Raw genomic sequence first — 25579 nt, 5'->3', positions numbered from 1 at the left:
ACTTTCGCTTCCTTTGACCTCAGTCGCCAGACCTAAGATCAAAATCCCAGCCAGGATGGTCTTAAAAATAGGTTATCACTTTAATGCTAAAAAAATATCTCCAAATGTAACATCCCTCAAATCAGCAGCATTGGAACCGGCCATCACGAGCGCATTCCGCCGTACTGACGTCATTGCTCGACCATGCGCAATTCCATCGCATATGCGCGCGTGGTGGTGGACAAGCGGTAGCGCGCGCGCGGCCCGCTGTGGTCCACCAGCGCCAGCGAATGGCTCACCAGCCCCGCCAGCGCATCGATCGCCTCGTACAGGGAAAAACCCTGCGGCGCCAGCGCCGTGACCGCCGCCTCTATCGTAAACCCGTCCGGCAGCGCCGCCAGATGCTGCAAGGCGCAGCGCATCGGCTCGGCCAGCAGCGCGTAGCTCCAGTCCAGCGCCGCGCGCATCGACTGGTGCCGCAGCGGCGCGTTGCGGCGGCCACGGCGCAGCAGCCGCAGCATGTCGTCCAGACCGGCTGCGGTCTGCTCCACCCCCAGCGCCGGCACGCAGGCCGCCGCCAGCTCTATCGCCAACGGCAGCCCTTCCAGCCTGCGGCAGATGGCCGCAATCTGCACCGCCATGCGCGGCGACGGATGGAAGCTGCTGTCCGCCGCCCGCACGCGGGCCACGAACAACTGCAGCGCACTGTATTGCAGCAGGTGCGCGCCGTCGATCACGTCCACGTCCGGCACCGCCAGCGGCGGCACGCGCCACACGGTCTCGCCTGCGGCCAGCAAGGGCTGGCGGCTGGTGACCAGCAGCCGCAGTTGCGGACAGCGCTGCAGCAGCACTTCCACCAGCCGCGCCACGGCGTCCGCCAGGTGTTCGCAATTGTCCAGCACCAGCAGCATCGGCTGCTCGCCCAGGTGGGCCGCCAGCGTGGCGGGCGTGTGGGCGGGGGAAGCGTCCAGGCCCAGCGCGCAAGCGACCGCCGCGCCGACGCCGGGCGCGTCGCAGGCTTCCGCCAGTTCGGCCCAGGCCACGCCGCCCGTGGACGCCGCCGCCGTGCGGTGCGCCATGGCCAGCGCCAGCAGCGTCTTGCCGATGCCGCCGGTGCCCGCCAGCGTGAGCAGGCGGCAGCTTTCCAGCCGCGCCAGCACATCCTGCAACTGGGCTTCGCGCCCTATCAGTTCCGCCATCGGCAGCGGCAACTGGCGCGTGCAAGGCCGCGCCGCAGCGCCTTGCCCTGCCCCGGCGGCGCCGGCAGCGCCGGGCGCGCCGGGCGCGCCGGCAGCCCCGGCAACTTTGGCAGCCCCGGCGGCTGCAGGCGGCGCGCTGAGCCGCCCGGAGAATACGTAGCCCCGCCCCGCCACCGTACCGATCAGGTTGCGGTCCTCGCCCAGCGCCTTGCGCAGCGCAGCAATTTGCACCCGCAGATTGCTCGCGTGGATGTCCTGCCCCGGCCAGGCCAGCGCCAGCAGCTGGTTCTGGCTCACCACGTTGCCGCGCGAGGCGATCAGCGCCATCAGCACCGCTGTCGCGCGCGGCCCGAGTGCCACGGTGGCGCCATCTCCGGCCTGCAACTCGCCCCGTCCCGGCAGCAAGGTGTAGCGGCCGAACGCGATGATATCTGTGTCCTGTTCCAGCAATGTATCCATGAAGTGCAGCGTAACGCGGCAGTGCACAATGACCTACCCCCGATTGGGGTATACAGAACGTTAAAACATGGTTGTCTCGTGTAAAATGTTTGCCTTTGACAAACTTCTCTCGCCGTGAACGCTCCGCACGCCATCCGAATTCTGGTCGCCGACGACCATCCCCTGCTGCGCGAAGGGCTGGCCGCCGTGCTCGAACATAGCCCGGACGTGACGCTGGTGGCCGAAGCGGGCGACGGCGCCCAGGCGGTCGAGCAGTACCTGCTGCACCGCCCGGACGTGACCCTGATGGACCTGCAAATGCCGGTGATGAGCGGGATCGACGCCATCGCCGCCATCCGGGCGCAGGATCCGCAGGCGCGCATCATCGTGCTCACCACCTATAAAGGCGACGTGCAAGTGCTGCGCGCGCTGAAAGCCGGGGCGGCGGGCTATCTGCTGAAAAGCATGCTGCGCAACGACCTGCTGGACACGATACGCAAGGTGCACGCCGGGCAGCAGCACATACCGCCCGAAATCGCCGCCGAGATGGCCGCCTACTTCGCCGCCGACGCGCTCACCGCGCGCGAAACCGACGTGCTGCGCCTGGTGGCGCTGGGCAATTCCAACCGGCGCGTGGCGGCGGAGCTGGGCATCGCCGAGGAAACCGTGAAGGCGCACATGAGCGGCCTGCTGGCCAAGCTGGGCGCCAACGACCGCACGCACGCCGTCACCATCGCCATCCGGCGCGGCATTATCGACGTCTGATATAAGGGGCATATGCCGCAGCGCTGGAAAACCCTGGCCATCCTGGCCTGCACGCAGATCATGTCGTGGGGCGCGCTGTATTACGCGATCGCCATCCTGGCGCCCGGGATCCAGCGCGAAATGGGCTGGCGCAGCGAGGCGGTGGTGGGCGCGTTCTCGTGGAGCCTGCTGGTGTCCGGCCTGGCCGCCACGCCCATCGGCGCGCTGCTGGACCGGCACGGCGGGCGCGGCGTCATGGGCGCCGGCTCGCTGCTGGGCGCCCTGGGCTTCGCGCTGCTGAGCCAGGTGGGCAGCCTGCCCGTCTACTACGCCGCCTGGACCGTGCTGGGGCTGGCCATGGCCATGACCATGTACGAGGCCGCCTTCGCCACCATCAACCGCCAGTTCGGCATGGACAGCCGCAAAGCCATCTCCACGCTCACCCTGTTCGGCGGTTTCGCCAGCACCGTTTCCTGGCCGCTGACCCAGTACCTGGACGCCCACGCCGGCTGGCGCGGCACCTGTTTGATCTACGCCACAGCGCAGCTCGCGCTCAGCTTCCCGCTGCACCTGCTGCTCCCCGCCGGCAAGCAACTGCCGCCGCACCCCGCCGCCGCGCGCGGCAGCAGCGAGCCAGCCCCCGCGGCGCCAGCCCATCCGACCGCCCCGCGCGACCACACGCTGCAGGAAGCCATCCGCCACCCGGCCTTCTGGAAGCTCGCCTTCGCCTTCTCCGCCAACAGCTTCATCTTCTCCGCGCTGTCCGTGCACCTGATCCCGCTGCTGCAGCAGTACGGCCACAGCGCCGCGCTGGCCGTCTGGCTGGCCGCGCTGGTCGGCCCCATGCAGGTGGCCGGCCGCATCGGCGAGATGACCATCGGCCGCAACGCCCTGCCCCGCACTGTCGGCAAGATCACCTTCGGCGCCCTGCCCGCCGCCCTGCTCGCGCTGCTGCTGTTCGGCCCCCACGCCTGGGCAGCCGCCCTGTTCTGCATGATCTACGGCATGAGCAACGGCATCCTCACCATCGTGCGCGGCACCATCCCGCAGAGCATGTTCGGCCGCCGCCACTACGGCGCCATCTCCGGCGCCCTGGCCGGGCCCGCCCTCATCTCGCGCGCCGCCGGGCCGCTGGCCGTGGCCGGCCTGGTGCAATTGGGCGCCCCCGCCACCTTGCTGCTGGCGCTGCTGGCCGTGGCGCTGGCGTCGCTCGCCTTCTACCTGCTCGCCATCCGCGCCCAAGTTTCCAGGGAGTAGCGTGCGCCGCCGCCGCGCCCGGCTCACTACCATGGCCACATTGCAAACCATGCGGAAGGCCAGCCATGTCTGCGACAGTGGGCGATTTCCTCTTGCAGCGCCTGGGGGAATGGGGCGTGCGGCGGGTGTACGGCTATCCCGGCGACGGCATCAACGGCATCGTCGGCGCCTTCGGGCGGCAGGAAAAGATTGCATTCATCCAGCCCCGCCATGAAGAAATGGCCGCCTTCATGGCCACCGCCCACGCCAAGTTCACCGGCGAGACCGGCGTGTGCCTGGCCACCTCCGGCCCCGGCGCCATCCACCTGCTCAACGGCCTGTACGACGCCAAGATGGACCACCAGCCCGTGGTCGCCATCATCGGCCAGCAGGCGCGCATGGCCATGGGCGGCGACTACCAGCAGGAAGTGGACCTGCTCTCCCTGTTCAAGGACGTGGCGCACGAATACGTGCACGTGGCGAACGACCCGGCGCAGGTGCGCCACCTGATCGACCGCGCCATGCGCATCGCCAAGGAGCAGCGCACCGTCACCTGCATCATCTTCCCCAACGACGTGCAAGACCTGCCCGCCGTGCCCAAGCCGCCGCGCGAGCACGGCTCGCTGCACAGCGGCATCGGCGCGCTGAGCGCCAGCGTGCAGCCGTCGATGGAAGGCCTGCAGCACGCGGCCGGCATCCTCAACGCCGGCGGCAAGGTCGCCATCCTGGCCGGCGCCGGCGCGCTGCACGCCACCGACGAACTGATCGCCGTGGCCGACCTGCTGGGCGCAGGCATCGCCAAAGCCCTGCTGGGCAAGGCCGCCGTGCCGGACGACCTGCCCTATGTGACCGGCTCCATCGGCCTGCTCGGCACGAAACCCAGCCACGACATGATGAACGGCTGCGACACGCTGCTGATGGTGGGCTCGTCCTTCCCCTACGCCGAGTACCTGCCGAAAGAAGGCCAGGCGCGCGGCGTGCAGATCGACATCGACGCGCGCCGCACCAGCCTGCGCTATCCGATGGAGCTGAACCTGGTGGGCGACGCCAAGGCCACCCTGGCCGCACTGATCCCGCTGCTGCACCGGAAGACCGACCGCAGCTGGCAACAGCAGATCCAGGAAAATGTGCAGCGCTGGTGGCACGTGCTGGAAGCGCGCGCCATGAACGAAGCGGACCCGGTCAATCCGCAGCGCGTTTTCTGGGAACTGTCATCGCGGCTGCCGGACAGCGCCATCCTCACCATCGACTCCGGCTCGTCGGCCAACTGGTACGCGCGCGACGTGCGGCTGCGGCGCGGCATGATGGCCAGCCTGTCCGGCGGACTCGCCACCATGGGTCCGGCCGTGCCCTACGCCATCGCCGCCAAATTCGCCTGGCCGGACCGGCCCGTGATCGCGCTGGCCGGCGACGGCGCGATGCAGATGAACGGCATCAATGGGCTGATCACCGTGGCTCGGCTGTGGCGGCAGTGGGCGGATCCGCGCCTGGTGGTGATGGTGCTGAATAACGGCGACTTGAATCTGGTGAGCTGGGAGCAGCGCGGCACCAGCGGCGATCCGCGCTATGCGCCGTCGCAAGGGCTGCCTGATTTTCCGTATGCCGCGTACGGCGAGCTGCTGGGCCTGAAAGGCATCCGCGTCTCGCGCCCCGAAGACGTCGGCCCGGCCTGGGACGAAGCGCTGCGCTGCGACCGGCCCTGCGTGCTTGAAATGGTGACCGACCCGAACGTGCCGCCGCTGCCGCCGGACGTATCCCTCAAGCAGGCCCGCGCCTACTTCTCGGCGCTGCTCAAGGGCGACCCGGACTCGATTGCCATCATCAAGGCGACCATCAAGGAGACGTGGGATTCGTGGTTCCCGCCCAAGACCTGAGGTAGTGTCCAAGCATGAAAGTGCTACTCGCCTCTGCCGGCATGGGCAGGGTGCGTGTCCTGTTTTTCGGTTTTACTAAAATGTGCTAACCACTACTAGCTAGTGCTACCTAGTGCTATCCATCGATATTTTTGCGAGACGCGGATTAAAACAAATTACGTTTACGTAAACGTCACTTGTTGTGCTAATCTTTATTTAACAGGTGCGCCGGGCAAGTTCTTGTCCGGCGTTAAACGGGAAAGTGGTCGGCGCGCACCGAACAACGCGCGCTCCAAGCCCCTGCTGCCTCCGCAACGGTAGGCAAGTGCGGCTGCTTCATCCATGCCACTGGTCCACGAGACTGGGAAGGCGAAGCAGCAAGACTTGCAAGCCCGGATACCGGCCTGTTGATCTTCAGCGCCGCCCGCTCCATGGCGGCGCCGGGTCTGGTCACGTGCGGAAGGCGCGTGACGGGTGCCGCGCGGCGGGAGACGCCGCACGGCTTACTTTGCAGACTGGCGGCGCAACGCGCGCAGAGACGCAGGCGCGCCGCCCATCAAGGAACGCACACCATGGCTACTGCTATCCCTACCGTCAAACTCCTCATCAACGGCGCTTTCATCGATTCGCGCACCGAGCATTGGAGCGACGTCGTCAACCCCGCCACCCAGGAAGTGATCGCCCGCGTGCCGCACGCCACGCCGGACGAGATGGCGCAAGCCGTTGCCGCCGCCAAGGCCGCTTTCCAGACCTGGCGCAAAACGCCGATCGGCGCGCGCGCCCGCATCTTCCTCAAGTACCAGGCGCTGATCCGCGAGCACATGGCCGAACTGGCGGCCCTGCTCACCGCCGAGCAAGGCAAGACCCTGGCCGACGCCGAGGGCGACGTGTTCCGTGGCCTGGAAGTGGTGGAGCACGCGGCCAACATCGGCCAGCTGCAGATGGGTGAACTGGCCAGCAACGTGGCCGGCGGCGTGGACACCTACACCGTGCACCAGCCGCTGGGCGTCTGCGCCGGCATCACGCCGTTCAACTTCCCTGCCATGATCCCGCTGTGGATGTTCCCGATGGCTATCGCATGCGGCAATACCTTCATCCTCAAGCCTTCCGAGCAGGATCCGATGGTGACCATGCGCCTGGCCGAACTGGCGCTGCAGGCAGGCATTCCGCCCGGCGTGCTGAACGTGGTGCACGGCGGCGCGGACGTGGTGAACGCCATTTGCGACCATCCCGACATCAAGGCCGTGTCCTTCGTCGGCTCCACCACGGTGGGCACGCATGTGTACCAGCGCGCCACCCTGGCGGGCAAGCGCGCGCAGTGCATGATGGGCGCGAAGAACCACGCCATCGTACTGCCGGACGCGCACCGCGAGCAGACCCTGAACAACCTGGCCGGCGCCGCTTTCGGCGCGGCGGGCCAGCGCTGCATGGCGCTGTCGGTGGTGATCCTGGTGGGCGAGGCGCAGCAGTGGCTGCCGGACCTGGTGAAGAAGGCGCAGACGCTGTCCATCAACGCCGGCGCGGAACCGGGCACCGATATCGGCCCGCTGATCTCGCGCAAGGCCAAGGCCCGCGTGCAGCAGCTGATCGGCCAGGGCATCGAAGAAGGCGCGCAGCTGGAGCTGGACGGTCGCGCGCCCACCGTGCCGGGCTACGAGAGCGGCAACTTCGTCGGCCCCACCGTGTTCTCCGGCGTGACGCAGGACATGGCGGTCTACAAGGAGGAGATCTTCGGCCCGGTGCTGTGCGTGATGCACGCCGCCTCGCTGAAGGAAGCCATCGCCATCATCAACGCCAACCCGAACGGCAACGGCACCGCGCTGTTCACGCAGTCCGGCGCGGCGGCCCGCACCTTCGAGGAGGACGTGGACGCGGGCCAGGTCGGCATCAACGTGCCGATTCCGGTGCCGGTGCCGCTGTTCTCCTTCACCGGCTCGCGCGGCTCCAAGCTGGGCGACCTTGGCCCCTACGGCAAGCAGGTGGTGGCCTTCTACACCCAAACCAAGACCATCACCGCGCGCTGGTTCGACGACGCGGCGGTGACAGGAGGCGTGAACACGACCATCTCGCTCAAGTAAGGAGGCTGTCATGGACTTCGAACTGAACGAGGACCAGCGCGCCTACCAGGACGCCGCGCGCCAGTTCGCCGCGCGCGAGATGGCGGCGCAGGCGGCGCGCTGGGACGCGGAGGGCATCTTCCCGCGCAAGACCATCGCGCATGCCGGCGAGCTGGGGTTCTGCGGCCTGTACGTGCCGCAGGCCATGGGCGGCCTGGGCCTGTCGCGGCTGGACGCCACCGTGGTGTTCGAGGAGCTGGCGCGCGCCTGCCCTTCCACCACGGCTTATCTCACCATCCACAACATGGCCAGCGCCATGATCGCGCAGTGGGCGCAGCCCGAGGTGCGCGAAGAATGGATCGCCGACCTGGCGGCGGGCCGCAAGCTGGCGTCCTATTGCCTGACCGAGCCGGGCGCGGGTTCGGACGCGGCTTCGCTCACCACGGCCGCCGTGCGGGATGACGGCGGCTACCTCATCACCGGCGGCAAGGCCTTCATCTCCGGCGCGGGCGCGACGGACGCGCTGGTGGTGATGGCGCGCACCGGCGGCGCGGGCGCGGGCGGCATTTCGGCCTTCGTGGTGCCGGCCAACAGCGCCGGCATCACCTACGGCCGCGAGGAGGAGAAGATGGGCTGGAACAGCCAGCCCACGCGCGCCATCAGCTTCGACGGCGTGCGCGTGCCCGTTTCGCACCTGATAGGCCGCGAGGGCGACGGCTTCAAGCTGGCCATGCGCGGGCTGGACGGTGGCCGCATCAACATCGCCACCTGCTCCATCGGCGCGGCGCAGGCGGCGCTGAACAGCGCGCAGCGCCACATGGGCGAGCGGGTGCAGTTCAAGCGCGTGCTGGGCGACTTCCAGGCCTTGCAGTTCAAGCTGGCCGACATGCAGACCGGCCTGGTGGCGGCGCGCCAGATGGTGCGGCTGGCGGCCACCAAGCTCGACGCGGGCGCGGCCAACGCGGGCATCTACTGCGCCATGGCCAAGCGGCTGGCCACGGACACCGGTTTCACGGTCTGCAACGAGGCGCTGCAAATCCACGGCGGCTACGGCTACCTGCGCGACTATCCGCTGGAACGCTTCCTGCGCGACGTGCGCGTGCACCAGATTTTGGAAGGCACCAATGAAATCATGCGCGTCATCGTGGCGCGCCATTTACTGCAGCATGCACCAACCGAAGAAAACCTCTGAGGAGACCCTGTGACTACCTACACCAATTTGCAATTGCAGATCATGGAGCACACCGCAGTGCTCACGCTGGCCAACCCGCCGGCCAACACCTGGACCACCGACAGCCTGCGCGACCTGCGCCGCCTGGTGGAAGACCTGAATGCCAATCCGGATGTCTACAGCCTGGTGGTGACCGGCAGCGGCGCCAAGTTCTTCTCTGCGGGCGCGGACCTGAAGCTGTTCTCGGACGGTGACGTGGCGGTGGCCCACGAGATGGCGCGCCTGTTCGGCGCGGCGTTCGAGGCGCTGTCGGACTTCCGGGGCGTGTCGATTGCGGCAATCAACGGCTATGCCATGGGAGGCGGCCTGGAATGCGCGCTGGCCTGCGACTTGCGCATCGCCGAAACGCAGGCGCAGATGGCGCTGCCGGAAGCCACCGTGGGCCTGCTGCCTTGCGCGGGCGGCACGCAGAACCTGGCGTGGCTGGTGGGTGAAGGCTGGGCCAAGCGCATGATTTTGTGCGGCGAGCGCATCGACGCCGTCACAGCGCAGCGCATCGGCCTGGTGGAGGAAGTGGTGGAAACCGGCGGCGCCTTGCCGCGCGCGCTGGCGCTCGCCGCGCAGGCCGCCAAACAAAGCCCTGCCAGCGTGCAGGCGTGCAAACAGCTGATCCAGGGCGCGCGCCGCCAGCCAATGGCGCATGTGCTGCCGGCCGAGCGCGAAGCCTTCGTCGGCCTGTTCGGCGGCGCCAACCAGCGCGAAGGCGTGCAGGCATTTCTTGAGAAGCGCGCGCCGGTGTGGAGGCAGGCATGAACGGGGCGCCGGTACTGTTCCGCACCCTGCCCTGCCGCAGCCAGGGCGGCGGGGGCGCGCTGATCGGCGTGGCCACGCTGAACGCGCCGGGCACGCTGAACGCGCTGTCGCTGGACATGATCATGCTGCTGGATGAGCAGTTGGCGGCCTGGGATGCCGATCCTGCCATCATGCTGGTGATGCTGGAAGGCGCCGGCGACAAGGCCTTCTGCGCCGGCGGCGATCTGCAGCGGCTGTACCGCTCCATGCGCGAGCACCACGCCTCGCCGCAGGCCGCCGATCCGCTGGCCAACAGCTACGCGCTGGAGTTCTTCAGCCGCGAGTACGCGCTGGACCAGCGCATCCACACCTATGCCAAGCCGGTGCTGGTGTGGGGCCACGGCATCGTGATGGGCGGCGGCATCGGGCTGATGGCGGGCGCCAGCCACCGCGTGGTCACCGAAGGCTCGCGGCTGGCGATGCCGGAAGTGGCCATCGGCCTGTATCCGGACGTGGGCGGCAGCTGGTTCCTGAACCGCGCGCCCGGCCACACCGGCCCCTTCCTCGCGCTTACCGGCGCCGCGCTGAACGCGGCGGACGCGCAATTCGCCCGCCTGGCCGACTATCGCGTGGAGCACGCGGACAAGGCGCGGCTGATCGATATGCTGCAAACGCAGGAATGGGCCGAAGCGCCGGCCGACAATCACGACCACCTGAACGCCCTGCTGGTGAGGCTGCAGAAATCCGCGCCTGCCGCCCCCGCCAGCCCGCTGCGCGAGCACTATGACCTGATCAACGACTTGTGCGCCAGCGGAAATTTCGGCGACATGGTGCTGCGCATCGCGTCGCTGGAAAGCGAGGACCGCTGGCTGCAAAAGGCCGCCACCGCCCTGCGCAAAGGTTCGCCGGGCGCGGCCTGGCTGGCCGTGGCCATCCAGCAGCGCGCCAAGCGCCTCTCGCTGGCCGAGGTGTTCCAGCTGGAGCTGGGCGTGTCGCTGGTGTGCGCGGCGCGGCCGGATTTCGCCGAGGGCATCCGTGCCCTCATCATCGACAAGGACATGCAGCCGCGCTGGCAGCCCGCCAGCCTGGCCGACGTCAGTGAAACCTGGGGCGAAGGCTTCTTCGCCCCACTGAACCTCGAAAGGAAAACCGCATGAGCCGCATCGCATTCATCGGCCTGGGCAATATGGGCGCGCCGATGGCGCACAACCTGCTCAAAGCCGGCCACGAACTGACCGTGTTCGATTTGTCCGACAGCGCCGTTCAAGGCCTGACAGATGCCGGCGCACGCAGCGCGCCATCCGCCCGCGCCGCCGTGGAAGGCGCGCAAGTGGTCATCTCCATGCTGCCCGCCAGCACCCACGTGCATGGCCTTTATCTCGGCCAGCAGGGCATCGTGCCGCATATCCCGGACGGCGCGCTGGTGATCGATTGCAGCACCATTTCCGCCGCCACGGCGCAGGCGGTGGCGCACGCGCTGGCGGCGCGCGGGCTGGCGGCGCTGGATGCGCCGGTGTCCGGCGGCACCGCGGGCGCGGCGGCCGGCACGCTGACCTTTATCGTCGGCGGCGAAGCGGCCACGCTGGAACGCGCGCGGCCCTATTTGTCCGCCATGGGCAAGAACATCTTCCACGCCGGCGCCAGCGGCGCGGGCCAGGTGGCCAAGATCTGCAACAACATGCTGCTGGGGATACTGATGGCCGGCACCGCCGAGGCCCTGGCGCTGGGCGCGGCGCACGGGCTGGACCCGAAAGTCCTGTCCGACATCATGGGCAAGAGTTCGGGGCGCAACTGGGCGCTGGAACTGTACAACCCCTATCCGGGCGTGATGGAGAACGTGCCGGCGGCGCGCGGCTACAGCGGCGGCTTCGGCGTGGACCTGATGCACAAGGATCTCGGTCTGGCGGCGGAAGCGGCCATCGCGGCGCGCTGCGCCGTGCCGCTGGGCGAGCTGGCGCGCAACCTGTACGGCATGCACAGCCTGTCCGGTGCGGGGGCGCTGGACTTCAGCAGCATTATCCAGCCGCTGCTGAAGGACCAGCTTTACTGACTGCCGGGCTGATTACCGGGGCTGATTACCGGGCCGGTTACTGGAACGCGACTTCGGCGAAGCTGCGCAGTTTGCGGCTGTGCAGCTTGTCCACGCCCAGCTCGCGCAGCATCTCCACGGCGCGGATGCCGATGCGCAGGTGCTGGTCCACGCGCTCGCGGTAGAACGCGTTGGCCATGCCCGGCAACTTGATCTCGCCGTGCATCGGCTTGTCGCTCACGCACAGCAGCGTCCCGTACGGCACCCGGAAGCGGAAGCCGTTGGCGGCGATGGTGGCGCTTTCCATGTCCAGCGCCACCGCCCGGCTCTGGCTGAAGCGCCGCTCCGGCGTGCGCTGCGGCAGCAGCTCCCAGTTGCGGTTGTCGGTGCTGGCCACGGTCCCGGTGCGCATCACGCGCTTCAGGTCATGCCCGGTCAGCTTCGTCACTTCCGCCACGGCCGCCTCGATGGCCACCTGCACCTCGGCCAGCGGCGGGATCGGCACCCACAGCGGCAGGTCCTCGTCCAGCACGTGGTCCTCGCGCACATAGCCGTGCGCCAGCACGTAGTCGCCCAGCTCCTGCGTGTTGCGCAGGCCGGCGCAATGGCCCAGCATCAGCCAGGCGTGCGGGCGCAGCACGGCAATGTGGTCGGTAATGGTCTTGGCGTTGGCCGGGCCGACGCCGATGTTGACCATGCTGATGCCGCTGCCGTCCTTGCGCACCAGGTGGTAGCCAGGCATTTGCGGCAGGCGCGGCAGGGGCGAGCCCAGTTCGTCGCCCGGCTCGGACGGCGCGCCGGCGCGGCGCAGCACCAGGTTGCCCGGCTCCACGAAGGCCACGTAATCGTCCTCCCCTTGCGCGGAGCGGCCCATGATCTCGTGGCCAAGCTTGATGAACTCGTCGATGTAGAACTGGTAGTTCGTGAACAGCACGAACTTCTGGAAGTAGGCCGGCAAGGTGCCGGTGTAGTGCCGCAGGCGCTGCAGCGAGTAGTCCACGCGCGGCGCCGTGAACAGCGACAGCGGCTGCGCTTCGCCGAACGGCGCCTCGAAGGTGCCGTTGGCGATGCCGTCGTCCATGGCCGCCAGGTTGGGCAGGTCGAACACGTCTCGCATCAGCAGGCGGCGTTCGGCGCTCATGCTGCCTTCGATGTGATCGTTCTCGGCGAAGGAGAAATGGATGGGAATCGGCTGCGCGCTCATGCCCACTTCGATTTGCACCTGCTGCTTGCTGCCGTGGTTCTTCAGCAGCAGGCGGAATTGTTCATGGTAGTAGCTCGCGAACAGGTCAGGCCGCGTGAGCGTGGTTTCGTAGGTGCCGGGACCGGCCACGAAGCCATAGGACAGGCGCGAATCGGCGCGCGCCACGGTATCGGTATGCACCCGCACGTAGGGGTAGCAGGCGCGTACATGCTCATCGGGCGTTTCGCCGTCGACGAAGCGTTGCAGCGATTCACGCAGATGCCGTATGCTGCCGTCATAGAGCGCCTGGACCCGGGCCAGCGCGGCCGCCGGGTCGTTGAAGCGCTCGGGCGCGATGAAGGGACGGTTCTGCATGGTCGTTCTCCTTTACTAGTAAGCTCTATTCTATTGTAGCGGCGTTTACGTTGCAGTGCAGCATTTTGATTTTTTCAGGGGACGGGAATGAAGGTTTGCATCGTTGGCGCGGGCGCCATCGGCGGGTTTTTGGGAGTGCGGCTGGCCAGCGTTGGCGTCGCTGCGGGCGCGAACGTTACTGCGCTGGCGCGAGGCGCCACGCTGGCGGCGCTGCGCGAGCATGGCTGGCGCATGCAAACGGCCGACGGCCTGCTGCAGGCGCCCGCCGCCACGGCGGATGCAGCCAATCCGGCCGACGTCGCCGCGCTGGGCGTGCAGGATCTCGTGATCATCGCCGTGAAGGGCCAGTCGCTGGGCGCGGTGGCGCCCACCATCGCTCCCCTGCTCGGGCCGGACACGGTGGTGCTGCCGGCCATGAACGGCGTGCCGTGGTGGTTCGGCGAGGGCTTCACCGATACCCCGTTGGCCAGCGTGGACCCGGGCGGCCGCATCGCCGCCGCCATTCCGCAGCGGCTGGTGCTGGGCTGCGTGGTCCACGCCAGCACCTCGACCGCCGAACCGGGGCTGGTGGTGCACAAGATGGGCCAGGGGCTCATCATCGGCGAACCGGCGGGCGGCGTGTCCGGGCGCGCGCGGCGCGTGGCGGCGCTGCTCGCGCAGGCGGGCTTCAACGCCACGCTGTCCGAACGCATCCGCTACGACATCTGGTACAAGCTGTGGGGGAATATGACCACCAATCCGGTCTCCGCCATGACCGGCGCCACGGCCGACCGGGTGCTGGACGATCCGCTGGTGGCGGCATTCTGCATCTCGGCCATGCACGAAGCGGCGGCGATAGGCCGCTGCATCGGCTGCGCCATCGACGAAACGCCGGAGGACCGCCACAAGGTGACGCGCAAGCTGGGCGCGTTCAAGACCTCGATGCTGCAGGACGCCGAAGCGGGCCGGCCGATGGAGATTGACGCGCTGGTGTCGGCAGTGCGCGAGATAGGCCAGCGGGTTGGCGTGGCCACGCCCAACATCGACGCCCTGCTCGGCCTCACGCGCCTGTTCGCCCGCACGCACGGGCTGTATCCGGACGCCTGAGCGCCAGAGCACATGACTATAGCGGCGGCGTTTTCGCCCGCAGGCGGCGCCGCGCGGCGCGCGCGTGCGGCACCCAGGCGTGCACCGACCAGCGGCGCCACATGGTCAGTCCGCGTATCCACTCGTCGGTGGCGTAGGCGATCCACAGGCCGACCAGCCCCAGGCCGAAGTAAATCCCCAGCAGCCAGCTGCCGCCGGCCAGTACGACGGCCATCGACGCGGCGCCCGCCGCCACCGGATAGCGCGCGTCCCCCGCCGCCCGCAGCGCGTTGATGACCACCAGGTTGAAGGTGCGGCCCAGTTCCAGCAGCACCGCTATCCACAGCAGCACGGACCCGTTCTCGATGATGACCGGGTCCTGCGTGAAGCAGCCCAGCAGCCAGGGGCCGGCCAGCGCCACGCCGCCCGAGATCACGGCGCTGATCACCAGGCCGCGCGCCAGCGCGCCGCGCACCAAACCATGCGCCTCGCACAGCTCGCCCGCCCCTATCATGTGACCCACCATGATCTCGACCGCGAAGGCGGTGGCGAGGCTGAACATCACCACCACGCTGCCCACCTGGTGCACATAGGCCAGCGTGGCCAGCGCCTGGGCGCCCAGCGTGCCGGCCACCGCCATGCTGGCCATGAAGGCCAGGCGCCACGCGATATTCTCTGCCGCCGCCGGCACGCCGATGTGCAGCACGGCCGCCAGTTCGGCGCGGCGCAGCTTCCACCAGTCGCCCGCCACCGGATGGATATCGAGATGGCGGCGCCACAGCATCAGGTGCAGCACTAGTCCCAGCACGCGGCTGAGCAGCAGCGCGAAGGCGAAGCCCGGCAGGCCCATGGCGGGCAGCGGACCCCAGCCATACATCATCGGCACGGCCAGCACCAGGTGGCTCAGGTGCATGGCCACCAGCACCGCCAGCGTGTCGCGCGTGCGCAGGTGGGCCCGCATCACGCTGGCCATGGCCGCGTTCCACGCGTCGAGCAGCATGGCGGCGGCCAACGCCTGCAGGAACGGCGTGGCCAGCGGCAGCACTTCGGCCGGCGCGCGCATGACCTCCAGCAGCCAGCCGGCGCCGGCGAAAGCCAGCAGCGCGGTGAACACGCCCAGCCAGGTGCTCGCGCCCAGCATCGCCAGCGCCACCTTGTTGGCCATGTCGCGCCGTCCGCCGCCCAGGTTCTGCGTGATCACCACGCCGATGCCGGAACCGACGATGCGGAACAGCAGGAACAGGGTGACCGAAATATTGTTCGCGATGGCGAAAGCCGCGCCGTAGGTGTCCGACAGCCGCGCCGCCATGGCGGTGCCGACCACGCCGGCCAGCACCGCGAGGAACAGTTCTATTAAGAGGGGCCAGGCGAGGGTAAAGATATGAGGACGGGGAGCGGCGGCGGTAGTCATCCCGCCATGATAGCGATTTTCGCCCCTTTACGCAGGCAAAATGTTATCGCTCACATGGCTGTAGCGACGCCAGTTGCCCGGGCTCCGGATAGGAACGCAAGGGAGAGAAATCCGATTTCCAGAAATCGAGCTCATAGAGATCGCCCTGCTCGTCCAGGTTGAGCGAAACAATCACGGTCACGCCGTCCGCATCCGTAAACTCCGCCTCCGCCGCGCGGCGGCCGAACAGCCGGGGAGTTTCGGTGCGCGGCAAGAAACGCACGCCGCCCATGCCGCCGTCTGCCATCTCTTCGACCAGCCTCTCCCGCAGCTGCGACTCGACAGCACTGGCGGACTCGCCAAGCAAGACAGCAAGCAAGGCAATCTCATTCGTCCGCAAGGGCCTGGCTGATTGGCGTGATTCGTCCAACATTGATCGCTCCATCTACAAATTTGTACGCAATGAACTCAATCCGCAGTCCATTAATACAGACATCACAGCGGTTCGGACCTGCCGACAGTGAAGCCTTGCGCGCGGCGAGATCGGCGATTATCGCAGCCCCCACCGAGCTGCGCTCCAATCCAGCCGCATCGCAATGCCGGAACGCGTGCGCCTCTTGAGTCGCATTTCGTCCAAAACACACTCGTACGTGCAAACTGGCCACCATAGTATGCTCCGATTTTGCAACGCACCGCGCTATTCAGCGACGGATAAGTAGCCATTATCGTTGGTGGACACGTATGCAGCAGCCGAATAGCAGTACTATTTGCGTCAGATCAATCCCGGCAATGCAGGGCTTAAGAAAGAGCCGCAGCTAGCAGCAAGGCTGGCGCAGCTAGGATAATGAGGCGTCGTCTCTGCACTAGTGTAGCTTGACCGAAGGCGAGATCCGTTTGCGCAGCCAGTCGGCCAGGGTGACGGCGGCGGCGCGGACGAAGCCGTGCAGCGCCATCAGGTGCTTCTGATACATCAGCCCGTACAGCAGGTTGGCGAACGCGCCACTGACCGGCAGCTTGCTGCCGTACGATCCGCCCAGCAGCACGCCCACCGCCGCCACCGGGCCGAGCGACACCAGCGAACCGTAGTCGCGGTAGCTGAATTCGGGCAGCGGCCTGCCTTCCCGCTTACCCTCGTGCTTGCCCAGCGCGGCGGCCAGGAACACTGCTTGCTGATGCGCCACCTGCGCGCGCGGCGGCGCGGCGCCCTTCACCGGGCAGACAAAGCTGGTGCAGTCGCCGATGGCGAACACATTCGGATCGTCCACCGACTGCAGCGTGGCCTTCACCATGATCTGCCGCATGCGGTTCAGCGACAGCCCCAGCGTGCCGGTGAGGGCCGGGCCTTCCACGCCCGCCGCCCACAAGGTCAGGCTGGCGGGACGCACCTCCCCTCCCCCCACGTGCACGCAGTCCGCGCCCACCTCGGTGACCCCGGTTCCGGTGCAGATCTCGATGCCGCGCGATTTCAGGTAAGCCTCCGCGCGCGCCGACTGCTCCAGCGGCAGGTGCGGCAGCAGCCGCGTGCCGCGTTCCAGGATGGTGATGCGCACGTCGCGCGCCGGGTCCAGCGTGTGGATCTTGTACTTGGCCAGCGCTCGGGCGCTGTAACCCAGCTCCGCCGCCAGCTCCACGCCGGTGGCGCCGCCGCCCACGATCACCACGTTCACCGCGTTGCCCTCCTTCCCCGCTGCTTCGCTGGCCCGCACGCAGGCGCCGAAAAAGCGGCGGTAGAAGCCCTTCGCTTCGCGCACGTTGTCCAGCGTGCAGACATGCTCCGCAGCGCCGGGCACGCCGTAGAAGTTGGTCACCGCGCCCAGCGCCAGCACCAGCGTGGTGTAGCCCAGGGTGCGCGTGGCCCGCACTTCGCCCACGTCGTCCGACAGGCACGGCGCCAGCTCCAGCATGCGCGCCGCGCGGTTCACCGAGCGCAGCTCGGCGTGCATGAAGGTGAAACCGTGTTCGGCCGCCTGGGCCGAGTATTCAATCTGGAACACCTGCGGATCGCGCTTGCCGGAGGCAACCGTGTGCAGCAGGGGTTTCCAGAAATGGGTGGGTGAACGGTCGACCAGTATCACCCGTGCGCGGCCTTTGCGGCCCATGGTGTCTCCGAGCCGGGTTGCCAGTTCGAGGCCGCCTGCGCCTCCGCCTACGATAACGATGGTTTGCATGGTTTTTCCCTCCTTCTGACTGTTAATATAGCCCTCTAAAAAGGAAAACAAAAATTACTTCTTTCGACTGATTGATAAGGAATAGCTTATGTATCACGCGAGTTTCCGCCAGCTCCAGGCACTGGTTCTTGTCGGCCGGCATGAAAGCGTGTCACGCGCGGCAGAGGAAATGCACGTGACGCAGCCCGCCATTTCAGCCCAGCTGCGCGCGCTGGAAGAACTGGCCGGCACCGCGCTCACGCGCAAGGTCGGGCGCAATATCCAGCTCACGGCGGCCGGTGAAGTGATGCTGCGGTTTTCGGAACGCATCCTGCAGTTGTGGGAACAGGCCGGCGACGAACTGGGCGAGCTGCAAGGCGTGAGCAGCGGCACGCTGCGCATCGGCGCGGTGGTAACGGCCGAGCACTTGCTGCCGTCCATGCTGGTGAAATTCACCACCGAGCGTCCCAATGTACGCATGAAGCTCAACGTGGGCAACCGCAGCGAGATCGTGGCCATGTTGTCGCGCAAGGAGATCGATTTGGCCATCATGGGCACGCCGCCGCGCGAGTTCCGCATCAACGCCGCGCGCTTCGCGCACCACCCGATGGCCTTTGTGGCCAGCCCCCGGCATCCGCTGATGAGGAAGAAGCGCGTCACACTGGACGACGTGGTGCAGGCCAACCTGCTGGTGCGCGAACGCGGCTCGGGCACGCGCACCACGGTGGAGCGGGTGTTCAAGGACGCGGGCCACACGCTGCACTTCGGTTCCGAAGTGTCGAGCAACGAGGCCATCAAGAGCATGGTGGCGGCCGGGCTGGGCGTGGGTTTCGTGTCGGTGCACGCCTGCGCGCTGGAGTTCGAAGCGGGCCTGATCGACATCCTGCCGATGAAGGAAAGCCCGGTGGAAGGCTCCTGGCACGTGATGCACCTGGTGGACCAGCCGCTGCCCCGGATCGCGGCGGCCTTCCAGGATTTCATGGTGACGTCCGGCCAGGAGCTGATCGGCGCCGAACTGGAGTCGTTCTACCGCAAGCACAGGCGCCTGCGCTAGCAAGTACTGTGGGCGGCGCGCTGCTGCAGCGCTGCGGCCGGCATGGCGCGCAGCGACCATACGCTGTATGGGTCGCCTTTGCGCCCGCGTTTCAGCGCAGCGCGGCCCATCTTCAGGAATGCCAGCCCGGCCAGCAGCGACACCAGGTTCACGCTGGCCACCACCCACTCGCCGCGCCACAGCGCCAGCAGCGGATTGACGCCGCTGGCGGCCCACTGCGCCAGCGGAATGGCCAGCGTCAGCCCCGCGCTCAGGGCCAGCAGCTCCCAGGCGGCGCGCGCAGGCGGGCGCGCGAAGGCCCACGCCACGCAAAACAGGAACATCGCGTAGTAACCGCGTTCCTCCCACAGCGGCAGCTCGCCCGGCGCCGCCGGGAACAGCTTATTAATGAGGAATACCGCGGACACACCCGCAACGCAGCCCAGGCACACGCCCAGCGTGGCCTGCGCCATCAGCCTGCCGCTGCGCGGCTGCTGCACCGCCTGGCGTTTGCGGCGCGCCTCTATCCACAGCAGATTGCCGCTGTAGAACAGGAAGGCGCCGGCCAGGCCGAGTACGAAGTACACCCATTGCACGGCCGCGTGACCGAAGTTCCCATAGTGCAGCGCCTGCAGGCCGCGCAGGAAGGTGGCGCCGGAACTGAACCGCTCCGGGGTGTTCACGCGCAGCACGGCGCCGTCGGCCGCCTTCATCACCACGGCGGCGGAACTGGCCAGTGTGCGCTGGCCCACGTTGCCATACGCTTCGATCTGCGCATTGGCATCGCCCGCGTGGTGGTAGCGCACGAACTCAACCTGCATGCCGGGCGCCGCATGCCGCACGCGCGCCAATAATTCGCCGGCCGGCAGCATGGGCCGCGCAACGCCTGACGCAATAGCCGGCTTGGCGGCCGAGATATCCGGCTGGATCAGCTCCAGCAGCTTGCCGTCGAAGACCAGGAACTGGAACGGCGCCAGCAGCAGCACGCCCAGCGCCAGCACCGCGCCGCTCCAGGCAAAGATGATATGGAACGGCAGCGACAGGATGCCCACCACGTTGTGCGCGTCCTGCCACATGCGCTTCAGGTTTTTCCCAATGCGCAGCGCGAACAGGTCCTTGAAGAAAACGGGCGCGTACGCCACCACGCCGGTGGCCAGCGCCAGTCCGTACAGGATGCACACCACGCCCAGCACATAGATGCCCCAGCTGGCCGGCAGTCCGGCCGTATAGTGCAGGCGGTACAGGAAATGCGACAGCTCGGACTGCGGCTTCACGTCCAGCAGCGTGCCGTCCTGCGCCAGGCGGAACGTGTGCCCGGTCTCGCTGCCGTCCTTGGCATGCTCGTGCCATTCCAGCGTCAGGCGCGGCTCGTTGAGCGTGGGCAGGTGCAGCATGAAGGACTCCTTCGCCTGCGGATGCTTGCGCAGCACGGCGTCGATCAGCTCCTGCGCGGGCGCCGGCGAGTCCATGGCCGCGCGCTGCCCGGTGGGCGCCTCCCAGGTATGCAGCTCCTTGGTGAAGATCGTGATGGCGCCGGTGTAGAACGCGATAAAGAGCGCGAAGCCCGATACCAGGCCCACCCAGGTATGCACCGCAATATAAGTGCGCAGCGTGGACGCCTTCATGCCGCGATCCTGACCAGGCCACCGGCCTTCAGCGCGTACAGCAGACCGAAGCCGAGCAGCGTGGCGCCGCCCATCCACAGCCAGGCGCGCAGGCCGCTCTTGAACAGGAAGGCGGTCGCCATCAGCGCAACCCAGATCGGAAAGAACATCAGCAGCGCGGGCAGCGTGTCGCGCTGCTGGTTGCTGCTCAGGAGCGCGGCCAGGCCCACCAGCGCCACCGCCAGCGGCGGCGCCAGCAGCGCCGAAGCGAAGGATTTACCCCACATGGCGCCCCCTGCTCCAGGCGTCCAGGCAAGGCAACGCGACCAGCGCCAGCATCATGCCGGACATGACGATGAACACGCCGCACCAAAACCCGTACTCGGCGCTGGCCAGCAGCACCGCCGCCACGCCCAGCGGCAAGGCCAGCCAGCGCAGCGCCGGCGGCACGCCGCGCCACAGCGCCTGGTGCGGCGACGCCAGGTAAACACAAAGCGCGGCCGCAAAGGCCACGCCGAGACAAATCCAGTTCATTGCATTCCTCGATTAAGTGAACTGCTGCGGCGGCAGCGGCCGATCGCCGGGTGGCGCACCAGCTGATACGGATAAGGCAGCGCGTTGAATTACAAATGAGACTTATTCTCATTCTCAAATGATGGGGCAATCTGGCGCTTTTTGCAACTTAACTGTGGCTTTTTTTATGCCGCGCACGACTTCTGAAACTGGTTGGCCTGTCCACCTTGAAATATTGGTCAGGCCAAAGTAGAATCAATTGGCCCCAAGTGCAAAATGCAAGTTCCCCCCGCAGAGACCTCGGCACGCCTTCCCCCAGCCCTCGTCAAAGCGGCACCGGACACGCGAGGTGTCCTCCACAGCGGCCCGGCGCGCCGGCCGCTGCTCGTCACCACTGTCCCACAATCCAGGAGCAAACATGAAAAAAACAACATGGGAGACACTGGCGCGCGCGGCTATCGCCGCATCCGCCATCACCTGCGCCACGGCCATTCCGGCCACCGCATACGCCACCACGCTTATCACCCTGCCGCTGCAAAACGCCGTCATCACCGCCAGCTACAACGGCGCGGGCGCCGCCATGCTGGGGTTGGACGACGGCTTCAACGGTTCGCCCGGCGGCAACCAGACCGCGCTCGATCCGCTCGGCGCCAGCGTCGAATTCCTCAGCGCCGATTTCACCTTCGGCTTCGACTTCGCGGCCGATGGCACCCTTGCCATCTACAACAACAGCGGCGCGGCGCTGGACCCGGGCGCCTACAGCTTCCGCTTCGACTTCGGCAGCACGCTGGCCGCCCCCATCACCGCCTTCAAGCTGCTGGACGGCAGCGCGGCGGCCGGCCTGCCGGTGTTCTCCATCCTGGACGGCGGCACCGCGCTCGCGCTGGACCTGGGCGGCCTGACCTGGAGCGGCGACTTCCTGCCGATCACCGCCAGCATCGAAGCGGCGCAAGCGGCCGCCGTGCCGGAGCCGGGCAGCATGTCGATACTGCTGGCCGGCGCGGGCGCCATCGCGCTGGTGCGGCGGCGCCGCCCTCGCGCATAGCGGCTTCGTCCAAAACTTCGCAATCCCCACTATAGATTCCTGTCACAGGAGCACACATGAGACACCTTCGTTTCAAGGCCGCGCTATGCCTTGGGATGCTGTTCGCCGCAACGGCGCCGGCATCCATCAACGCCGCAGCCATTCCAGCCATCGACCCCGCCCGCCAGACCGCACCAGCCGACGGCTGGGCGGGCCAGGCCGGCGGCACCTCCGGCGGCTCGGCCGCCATCAGCAGCTACATCTACACCGTGAACAACCGCGCGCAGCTGCTCGCGGCCCTCAACAACGGCGGCAACAATCCCAAGATCATCAAACTGGTGGGCACGGTGGACATGAGCGAGGGCGTCCCCTACGCAAACACCGGCGACCAGGCCGCGCGCGGCGTGATCCGCATGAAACCCAACACCACGCTGATCGGCGACGGCGCCAGCGCCGGCATCGTCAATGGCCACATCCAGATCACCAACATCTCCCAGGTCATCATCCGCAACCTGAAGATCGTGGCGCCCTGCGACGTCGGCCCGGTCTGGGATCCGAACGACGGCGCCACCGGCAACTGGAACTCGGCCTACGACGCGATTGCCGTCTCCGGCGCCGACCACGTGTGGGTAGACCATGTGACCTTCAGCGACGGGGCCATGACCGACAACCTGCTGCCCATCGAGAACGGCAAGATCAAGCAATGCCACGACGGCGCGCTGGACATCACCAACGCGTCCGACTACGTGACCGCCTCCTACAACGTGTTCACGCAGCACCGCAAGAACAACCTGATCGGCTCAGGAGACAGCGCCTCGGCCGACGAGGGCAAGCTGCGCGTCACCTTCAGCAACAACGTCTTCCGCGACATCACCAGCCGCTCGCCGCGCGTGCGCTACGGCCAGGTCCACCTGTTCAACAACTACTTCGTGGGCAGCACCAGCGAGCCGCTGTACGGCTACGAATACAGCGTGGGCCCGGGCTACAACGCCAAGATCCTGTCCAACGCCAACGTGTTCGAAATTGCAGGCACCAGCAACTGCAGCCAGGTGGTGAAGAACCCGGGCGGCACGCCCACCGGCGCCTTCAAGGACACCGGCTCGCTGCACAACGGCGCGCCGCTGGCCGGCTGCACGGTACCCAATACCGTCGGCTGGACCCCGCCCTACGCCTTCAGTCCACGCCCCGCCATGCTGGTGAAAGCCAACGCGGTGGCGCAGGCGGGCGGCGGCAAGCTCACCACCGCCATCACCGGCACCGGCGACGTGTCGGTCGATCCCGACCTGACGCTGACCTGCCCCGCCACCGGCCTGTATTTCTGCGACGACTTCCAGAACGGCAGCAGCGCCAACTGGGACCTGCTGCCCCTGGCCGGCCCGAACGGCAGCTTCTCCGTCAAGGCCGAAACCGTGGGCGGCACCAACAAGGTGATGCAGTACACCGCCGCCAGCACCGGCGGCGTACTGGCCCTGCTCAAGTCCAGCGCCATGGCCGCCGTGCCGTCCGGCGACTACTTCGTGGAAGCGCGTATCAAGCCGCTCACCAACGGCACCACCGGCAACAAGCAGCTCTACCTCATCACGCGCTACCAAAACGCCACCAATTGGTACGGCGGCGGCCTGAACGTGCAAAGCTCCACCGCCAGCACGCAGGTGGAAATCGCCAAGATGCTGAACGGCGCCCTGAGCCGCCCCAAGCAGGTGCGCAAGCCGATCCAGATGGACGCGCAGTTCTACACCGTGCGCTTTGAGATGATAGGCAGCACCCTCACCATCTACCTGGACGGCGAATCGCTGGGCAGCGTGACCGACACGGCCTTCGCCGCGCGCGGCCTGATCGGCCTGTACACCGCCAACAAGTCATTCCAGATCGACGACGTACGCATCGGCGACCCGGCGCTGAAGCCGGCCCAGCTCACGCTGAACCCGTCCGGCACCACCTACGCCGCCGAAGCTGGCGACGCGCCGCTGCAGGTGGCCGTCACCGCCGTCAAGGCCGACGGCAGCGCCGACGAGTACACCGCCAGCTCCAGCAACCCGGCCGTGGTCGCGGTGGGCGTCAACGGCGGCACCCTGACCATCACGCCGGTAGGCCCGGGCACGGCCAACATCACCGTCACCAGCGAGTCCGATCCCACGCTGAAGCGCGGCATCGCCGCCACCATCGCCGCGCAGTTCATCCAGCCGACCCAGACCTACGGCCTGGCCGGCCTCGCCAGCCCCGCCGCGCAGCAGCAAGGCGTGAACGTGGACGCCGCCCTGCAGCTCACCTTCGACAGCCCGCCCACGCTGGGCACCGGCGGCACCATCCGCATCTTCCGCAAGGTGGACGACGCGCTGGTGGACGTGATCCGGATCAGCGGCGAAACCGAGGAAATCGGCTACGCCGGCCAGGCCGCCATCCGCAAGGTGAACAGCACCCCGGTCACCATCAGCGGCAACACGCTGACGGTGCGCCCGCACAGCAATCGCCTGGCCTATGGCAGCGAGTACTACGTGGCCATCTCCAACGGCACCATCGTGGGCACGCTGGGCGGCGTGCCGTTCGTGGGCATCGGCAAACTGGGCGGCTGGAGTTTCGCCACCCGCTCCGGCCCGCCCGCCGTGTCCTCCGTCCTCACCGTGGCAGCCGATGGCAGCGGCGACTTCAACACCGTGCAGGCGGCGCTGAACTTCGCCATGAAGGAGTTCGCCAGGGCCGACCCGGTCACCATCAACATCAAGAACGGCGCCTACCGCGAACTGCTCTACCTGCGCGGCAAGGACAACGTGACGCTGAAAGGCGAAAGCCGCGACGGCGTGGTGATCCAGTACACCAACCACGACACGCTCAACTCCGGCTCCGGCGGCAGCCAGGCGCCGGGAGCCAGTACCGCCCCTTCCGGCGGCCGCTCGGTGATGCTGGTGGAAGGCTCCGACATGCTGCGCATGGACACGCTCACCATCCGCAACACCACGCTGCGCTCGTCCTCGATTTCAGCCCAGGCCGAAACCCTGTACTTCAACAACGACGCCGGCCGCCTGGTGGCCATCGACGCCAGCTTCTTCAGCGAACAGGACACGCTGCAGCTGAAAGGCTGGTCGTGGTTCTACCGCACGCTGGTGGCGGGTAATGTGGACTTCATCTGGGGCGGCAGCCGCGCCGCGATGTTCGAGGAAAGCGAAATCCGCTCGGTGGGCGACACCACCAGCGCCACCGGCGGTGGCTACGTGCTGCAGGCGCGCGTGCCCAACGCCGCCGACAAGGGCTTCGTGTTCCTGAACAGCAGCCTGACGCACGGCCCCGGCCCGGGTCCGCTGCACGGCGACGTGCCGAACGGCGCCACCTGGCTGGCGCGCAGCCCGGGCGGCAGCGCCACCTGGGACAACATCGCCTTCATCAACTGCAAGATGGACAGCCACGTGGCGCCGGCGGGTTGGGCCGGCCTGGGCGTGAACGGCCAGCCCGCGCCGAACCCGGTAACGCCCACTGCCGCCAGCGGCTGGCGCGAGTTCGGCACCACCGACCTGGCGGGCAATCCGCTGAACCTGGCCGCGCGCGTGGGCGGCTTCCAGCTCAGCGCAGGCGACGTGGCGGCAGGCTTCGCCACCCGCAAGCTGGTGTTCGGCGCATTTAACGGCAACGCCGGCTGGGAACCGCAGCCGTAACGGGCGCGGGGAGCGGCGCACTGCCGCTCTCCGCTTGCCTTCCGATCAAATGCGTGAGCATTTCGGTATTGCACCAAAAGAATGTTGCCAATTTGGCAGG

Annotated in this window: 20 protein-coding genes and 1 riboswitch; of the genes, 12 read left to right on the top strand and 8 right to left on the bottom strand. The window is 67.6% G+C overall.

Features of this window, described 5'->3' with window-relative positions; all coding sequences use genetic code 11:
- Positions 1-170: 170 nt before the first annotated feature.
- Positions 171-1637, bottom strand: coding sequence for an ATP-binding protein (locus AC56DV_RS12000; RefSeq protein ID WP_496314505.1), 1467 nt, complete (start codon positions 1635-1637; stop codon positions 171-173).
- 114 nt (positions 1638-1751) lie between these two features.
- Between AC56DV_RS12000 and AC56DV_RS11995 the strand changes: the two genes are divergently transcribed.
- From AC56DV_RS11995 to mmsB, 8 genes are all read left to right on the top strand, one after another.
- Positions 1752-2381, top strand: a complete 630-nt coding sequence (locus AC56DV_RS11995) for a response regulator (protein ID WP_496314504.1) — start codon at positions 1752-1754, stop codon at positions 2379-2381.
- A 12-nt stretch (positions 2382-2393) separates the two neighbouring features.
- A complete protein-coding gene (locus tag AC56DV_RS11990) occupies positions 2394-3617 on the top strand; it encodes an MFS transporter (protein WP_496314503.1) in 1224 nt (407 codons plus the stop codon).
- A 65-nt stretch (positions 3618-3682) separates the two neighbouring features.
- Positions 3683-5470, top strand: a complete 1788-nt coding sequence (locus AC56DV_RS11985) for a thiamine pyrophosphate-requiring protein (protein ID WP_496314502.1) — start codon at positions 3683-3685, stop codon at positions 5468-5470.
- A 183-nt stretch (positions 5471-5653) separates the two neighbouring features.
- Positions 5654-5871: riboswitch (cobalamin riboswitch) on the top strand.
- A gap of 150 nt (positions 5872-6021) precedes the next feature.
- Positions 6022-7527 (top strand): CoA-acylating methylmalonate-semialdehyde dehydrogenase, encoded by a 1506-nt coding sequence (locus tag AC56DV_RS11980; protein WP_496314501.1) that lies wholly within the window; start codon positions 6022-6024, stop codon positions 7525-7527.
- A 10-nt stretch (positions 7528-7537) separates the two neighbouring features.
- Positions 7538-8698: an acyl-CoA dehydrogenase family protein gene (locus AC56DV_RS11975; RefSeq protein WP_496314500.1), complete on the top strand. Its 1161-nt coding sequence runs from the start codon at positions 7538-7540 to the stop codon at positions 8696-8698.
- A gap of 9 nt (positions 8699-8707) precedes the next feature.
- Complete coding sequence (locus tag AC56DV_RS11970) at positions 8708-9490, top strand: enoyl-CoA hydratase (RefSeq protein WP_496314499.1); 783 nt, start codon at positions 8708-8710, stop codon at positions 9488-9490.
- Entirely contained in the window at positions 9487-10626 is a 1140-nt protein-coding gene (locus AC56DV_RS11965) for an enoyl-CoA hydratase/isomerase family protein (RefSeq protein WP_496314498.1), read from the top strand. Before AC56DV_RS11970 ends, AC56DV_RS11965 begins: the two co-directional genes overlap by 4 nt.
- Positions 10623-11519, top strand: a complete 897-nt coding sequence (gene mmsB / locus AC56DV_RS11960; RefSeq protein WP_496314497.1) for a 3-hydroxyisobutyrate dehydrogenase — start codon at positions 10623-10625, stop codon at positions 11517-11519. Before AC56DV_RS11965 ends, mmsB begins: the two co-directional genes overlap by 4 nt.
- A 37-nt stretch (positions 11520-11556) precedes the next feature.
- On the opposite strand, the gene AC56DV_RS11955 is transcribed toward mmsB, so the two are convergent.
- Complete coding sequence (locus AC56DV_RS11955) at positions 11557-13056, bottom strand: AMP nucleosidase (protein WP_496314496.1); 1500 nt, start codon at positions 13054-13056, stop codon at positions 11557-11559.
- 87 nt (positions 13057-13143) lie between these two features.
- Between AC56DV_RS11955 and AC56DV_RS11950 the strand changes: the two genes are divergently transcribed.
- Positions 13144-14142 (top strand): 2-dehydropantoate 2-reductase, encoded by a 999-nt coding sequence (locus tag AC56DV_RS11950; protein ID WP_496314495.1) that lies wholly within the window; start codon positions 13144-13146, stop codon positions 14140-14142.
- 16 nt (positions 14143-14158) lie between these two features.
- Here AC56DV_RS11950 and AC56DV_RS11945 read toward each other — a convergent pair whose 3' ends face one another.
- The 3 genes from AC56DV_RS11945 to AC56DV_RS11935 form a co-directional block, all read right to left on the bottom strand.
- The gene (locus AC56DV_RS11945) at positions 14159-15532 is read right to left on the bottom strand and encodes an MATE family efflux transporter (protein WP_496314494.1); all 1374 of its coding nucleotides are present in this window, start codon (positions 15530-15532) and stop codon (positions 14159-14161) included.
- A 43-nt stretch (positions 15533-15575) separates the two neighbouring features.
- Positions 15576-15944, bottom strand: coding sequence for a DUF6984 family protein (locus tag AC56DV_RS11940; protein ID WP_496314493.1), 369 nt, complete (start codon positions 15942-15944; stop codon positions 15576-15578).
- A gap of 430 nt (positions 15945-16374) precedes the next feature.
- On the bottom strand, positions 16375-17679 hold the full coding sequence (locus tag AC56DV_RS11935; RefSeq protein ID WP_496314492.1) for an NAD(P)/FAD-dependent oxidoreductase: 1305 nt from the start codon (positions 17677-17679) through the stop codon (positions 16375-16377).
- A gap of 88 nt (positions 17680-17767) precedes the next feature.
- Between AC56DV_RS11935 and AC56DV_RS11930 the strand changes: the two genes are divergently transcribed.
- Positions 17768-18712, top strand: coding sequence for a LysR family transcriptional regulator (locus AC56DV_RS11930; RefSeq protein WP_496314491.1), 945 nt, complete (start codon positions 17768-17770; stop codon positions 18710-18712).
- Here AC56DV_RS11930 and AC56DV_RS11925 read toward each other — a convergent pair.
- Genes AC56DV_RS11925 through AC56DV_RS11915 form a run of 3 tightly spaced genes read right to left on the bottom strand, consistent with a single transcriptional unit; the run spans position 18709 to position 20829 of the window.
- Positions 18709-20316 (bottom strand): PepSY-associated TM helix domain-containing protein, encoded by a 1608-nt coding sequence (locus tag AC56DV_RS11925; protein ID WP_496314490.1) that lies wholly within the window; start codon positions 20314-20316, stop codon positions 18709-18711. The two genes, AC56DV_RS11930 and AC56DV_RS11925, sit on opposite strands and share 4 nt — an antisense overlap.
- A complete protein-coding gene (locus AC56DV_RS11920) occupies positions 20313-20582 on the bottom strand; it encodes a hypothetical protein (RefSeq protein ID WP_496314489.1) in 270 nt (89 codons plus the stop codon). The genes AC56DV_RS11925 and AC56DV_RS11920 overlap by 4 nt, the downstream gene beginning before the upstream one ends.
- Positions 20572-20829: a hypothetical protein gene (locus AC56DV_RS11915; protein ID WP_496314488.1), complete on the bottom strand. Its 258-nt coding sequence runs from the start codon at positions 20827-20829 to the stop codon at positions 20572-20574. The genes AC56DV_RS11920 and AC56DV_RS11915 overlap by 11 nt, the downstream gene beginning before the upstream one ends.
- Positions 20830-21226: 397 nt before the next feature.
- Here AC56DV_RS11915 and AC56DV_RS11910 point away from each other — a divergent pair, with 397 nt between their 5' ends.
- Together AC56DV_RS11910 and AC56DV_RS11905 are read left to right on the top strand one after the other, a co-directional pair.
- Complete coding sequence (locus AC56DV_RS11910) at positions 21227-21853, top strand: PEP-CTERM sorting domain-containing protein (RefSeq protein ID WP_496314487.1); 627 nt, start codon at positions 21227-21229, stop codon at positions 21851-21853.
- A gap of 56 nt (positions 21854-21909) precedes the next feature.
- Complete coding sequence (locus tag AC56DV_RS11905; RefSeq protein ID WP_496314486.1) at positions 21910-25479, top strand: pectinesterase family protein; 3570 nt, start codon at positions 21910-21912, stop codon at positions 25477-25479.
- Positions 25480-25579: the final 100 nt, after the last annotated feature.

The organism is Massilia sp. BGA-UO-ETr-WB1, from assembly GCF_059567845.1.
This window is presented reverse-complemented; position numbering and strand designations above follow the sequence as displayed.

Excerpts from the sequence above, each read along its gene's own strand:
- AC56DV_RS12000 (WP_496314505.1), bottom strand. The coding sequence starts at position 1,637 with ATGGATACATTGCTGGAACAGGACACAGATATCATCGCGTTCGGCCGC.
- AC56DV_RS11990 (WP_496314503.1), top strand. The coding sequence starts at position 2,394 with ATGCCGCAGCGCTGGAAAACCCTGGCCATCCTGGCCTGCACGCAGATC.
- AC56DV_RS11985 (WP_496314502.1), top strand. The coding sequence starts at position 3,683 with ATGTCTGCGACAGTGGGCGATTTCCTCTTGCAGCGCCTGGGGGAATGG.
- AC56DV_RS11980 (WP_496314501.1), top strand. The coding sequence starts at position 6,022 with ATGGCTACTGCTATCCCTACCGTCAAACTCCTCATCAACGGCGCTTTC.
- AC56DV_RS11975 (WP_496314500.1), top strand. The coding sequence starts at position 7,538 with ATGGACTTCGAACTGAACGAGGACCAGCGCGCCTACCAGGACGCCGCG.
- AC56DV_RS11965 (WP_496314498.1), top strand. The coding sequence starts at position 9,487 with ATGAACGGGGCGCCGGTACTGTTCCGCACCCTGCCCTGCCGCAGCCAG.
- mmsB (WP_496314497.1), top strand. The coding sequence starts at position 10,623 with ATGAGCCGCATCGCATTCATCGGCCTGGGCAATATGGGCGCGCCGATG.
- AC56DV_RS11955 (WP_496314496.1), bottom strand. The coding sequence starts at position 13,056 with ATGCAGAACCGTCCCTTCATCGCGCCCGAGCGCTTCAACGACCCGGCG.
- AC56DV_RS11950 (WP_496314495.1), top strand. The coding sequence starts at position 13,144 with ATGAAGGTTTGCATCGTTGGCGCGGGCGCCATCGGCGGGTTTTTGGGA.
- AC56DV_RS11945 (WP_496314494.1), bottom strand. The coding sequence starts at position 15,532 with ATGACTACCGCCGCCGCTCCCCGTCCTCATATCTTTACCCTCGCCTGG.
- AC56DV_RS11940 (WP_496314493.1), bottom strand. The coding sequence starts at position 15,944 with ATGTTGGACGAATCACGCCAATCAGCCAGGCCCTTGCGGACGAATGAG.
- AC56DV_RS11935 (WP_496314492.1), bottom strand. The coding sequence starts at position 17,679 with ATGCAAACCATCGTTATCGTAGGCGGAGGCGCAGGCGGCCTCGAACTG.
- AC56DV_RS11930 (WP_496314491.1), top strand. The coding sequence starts at position 17,768 with ATGTATCACGCGAGTTTCCGCCAGCTCCAGGCACTGGTTCTTGTCGGC.
- AC56DV_RS11925 (WP_496314490.1), bottom strand. The coding sequence starts at position 20,316 with ATGAAGGCGTCCACGCTGCGCACTTATATTGCGGTGCATACCTGGGTG.
- AC56DV_RS11920 (WP_496314489.1), bottom strand. The coding sequence starts at position 20,582 with ATGTGGGGTAAATCCTTCGCTTCGGCGCTGCTGGCGCCGCCGCTGGCG.
- AC56DV_RS11915 (WP_496314488.1), bottom strand. The coding sequence starts at position 20,829 with ATGAACTGGATTTGTCTCGGCGTGGCCTTTGCGGCCGCGCTTTGTGTT.
- AC56DV_RS11910 (WP_496314487.1), top strand. The coding sequence starts at position 21,227 with ATGAAAAAAACAACATGGGAGACACTGGCGCGCGCGGCTATCGCCGCA.
- AC56DV_RS11905 (WP_496314486.1), top strand. The coding sequence starts at position 21,910 with ATGAGACACCTTCGTTTCAAGGCCGCGCTATGCCTTGGGATGCTGTTC.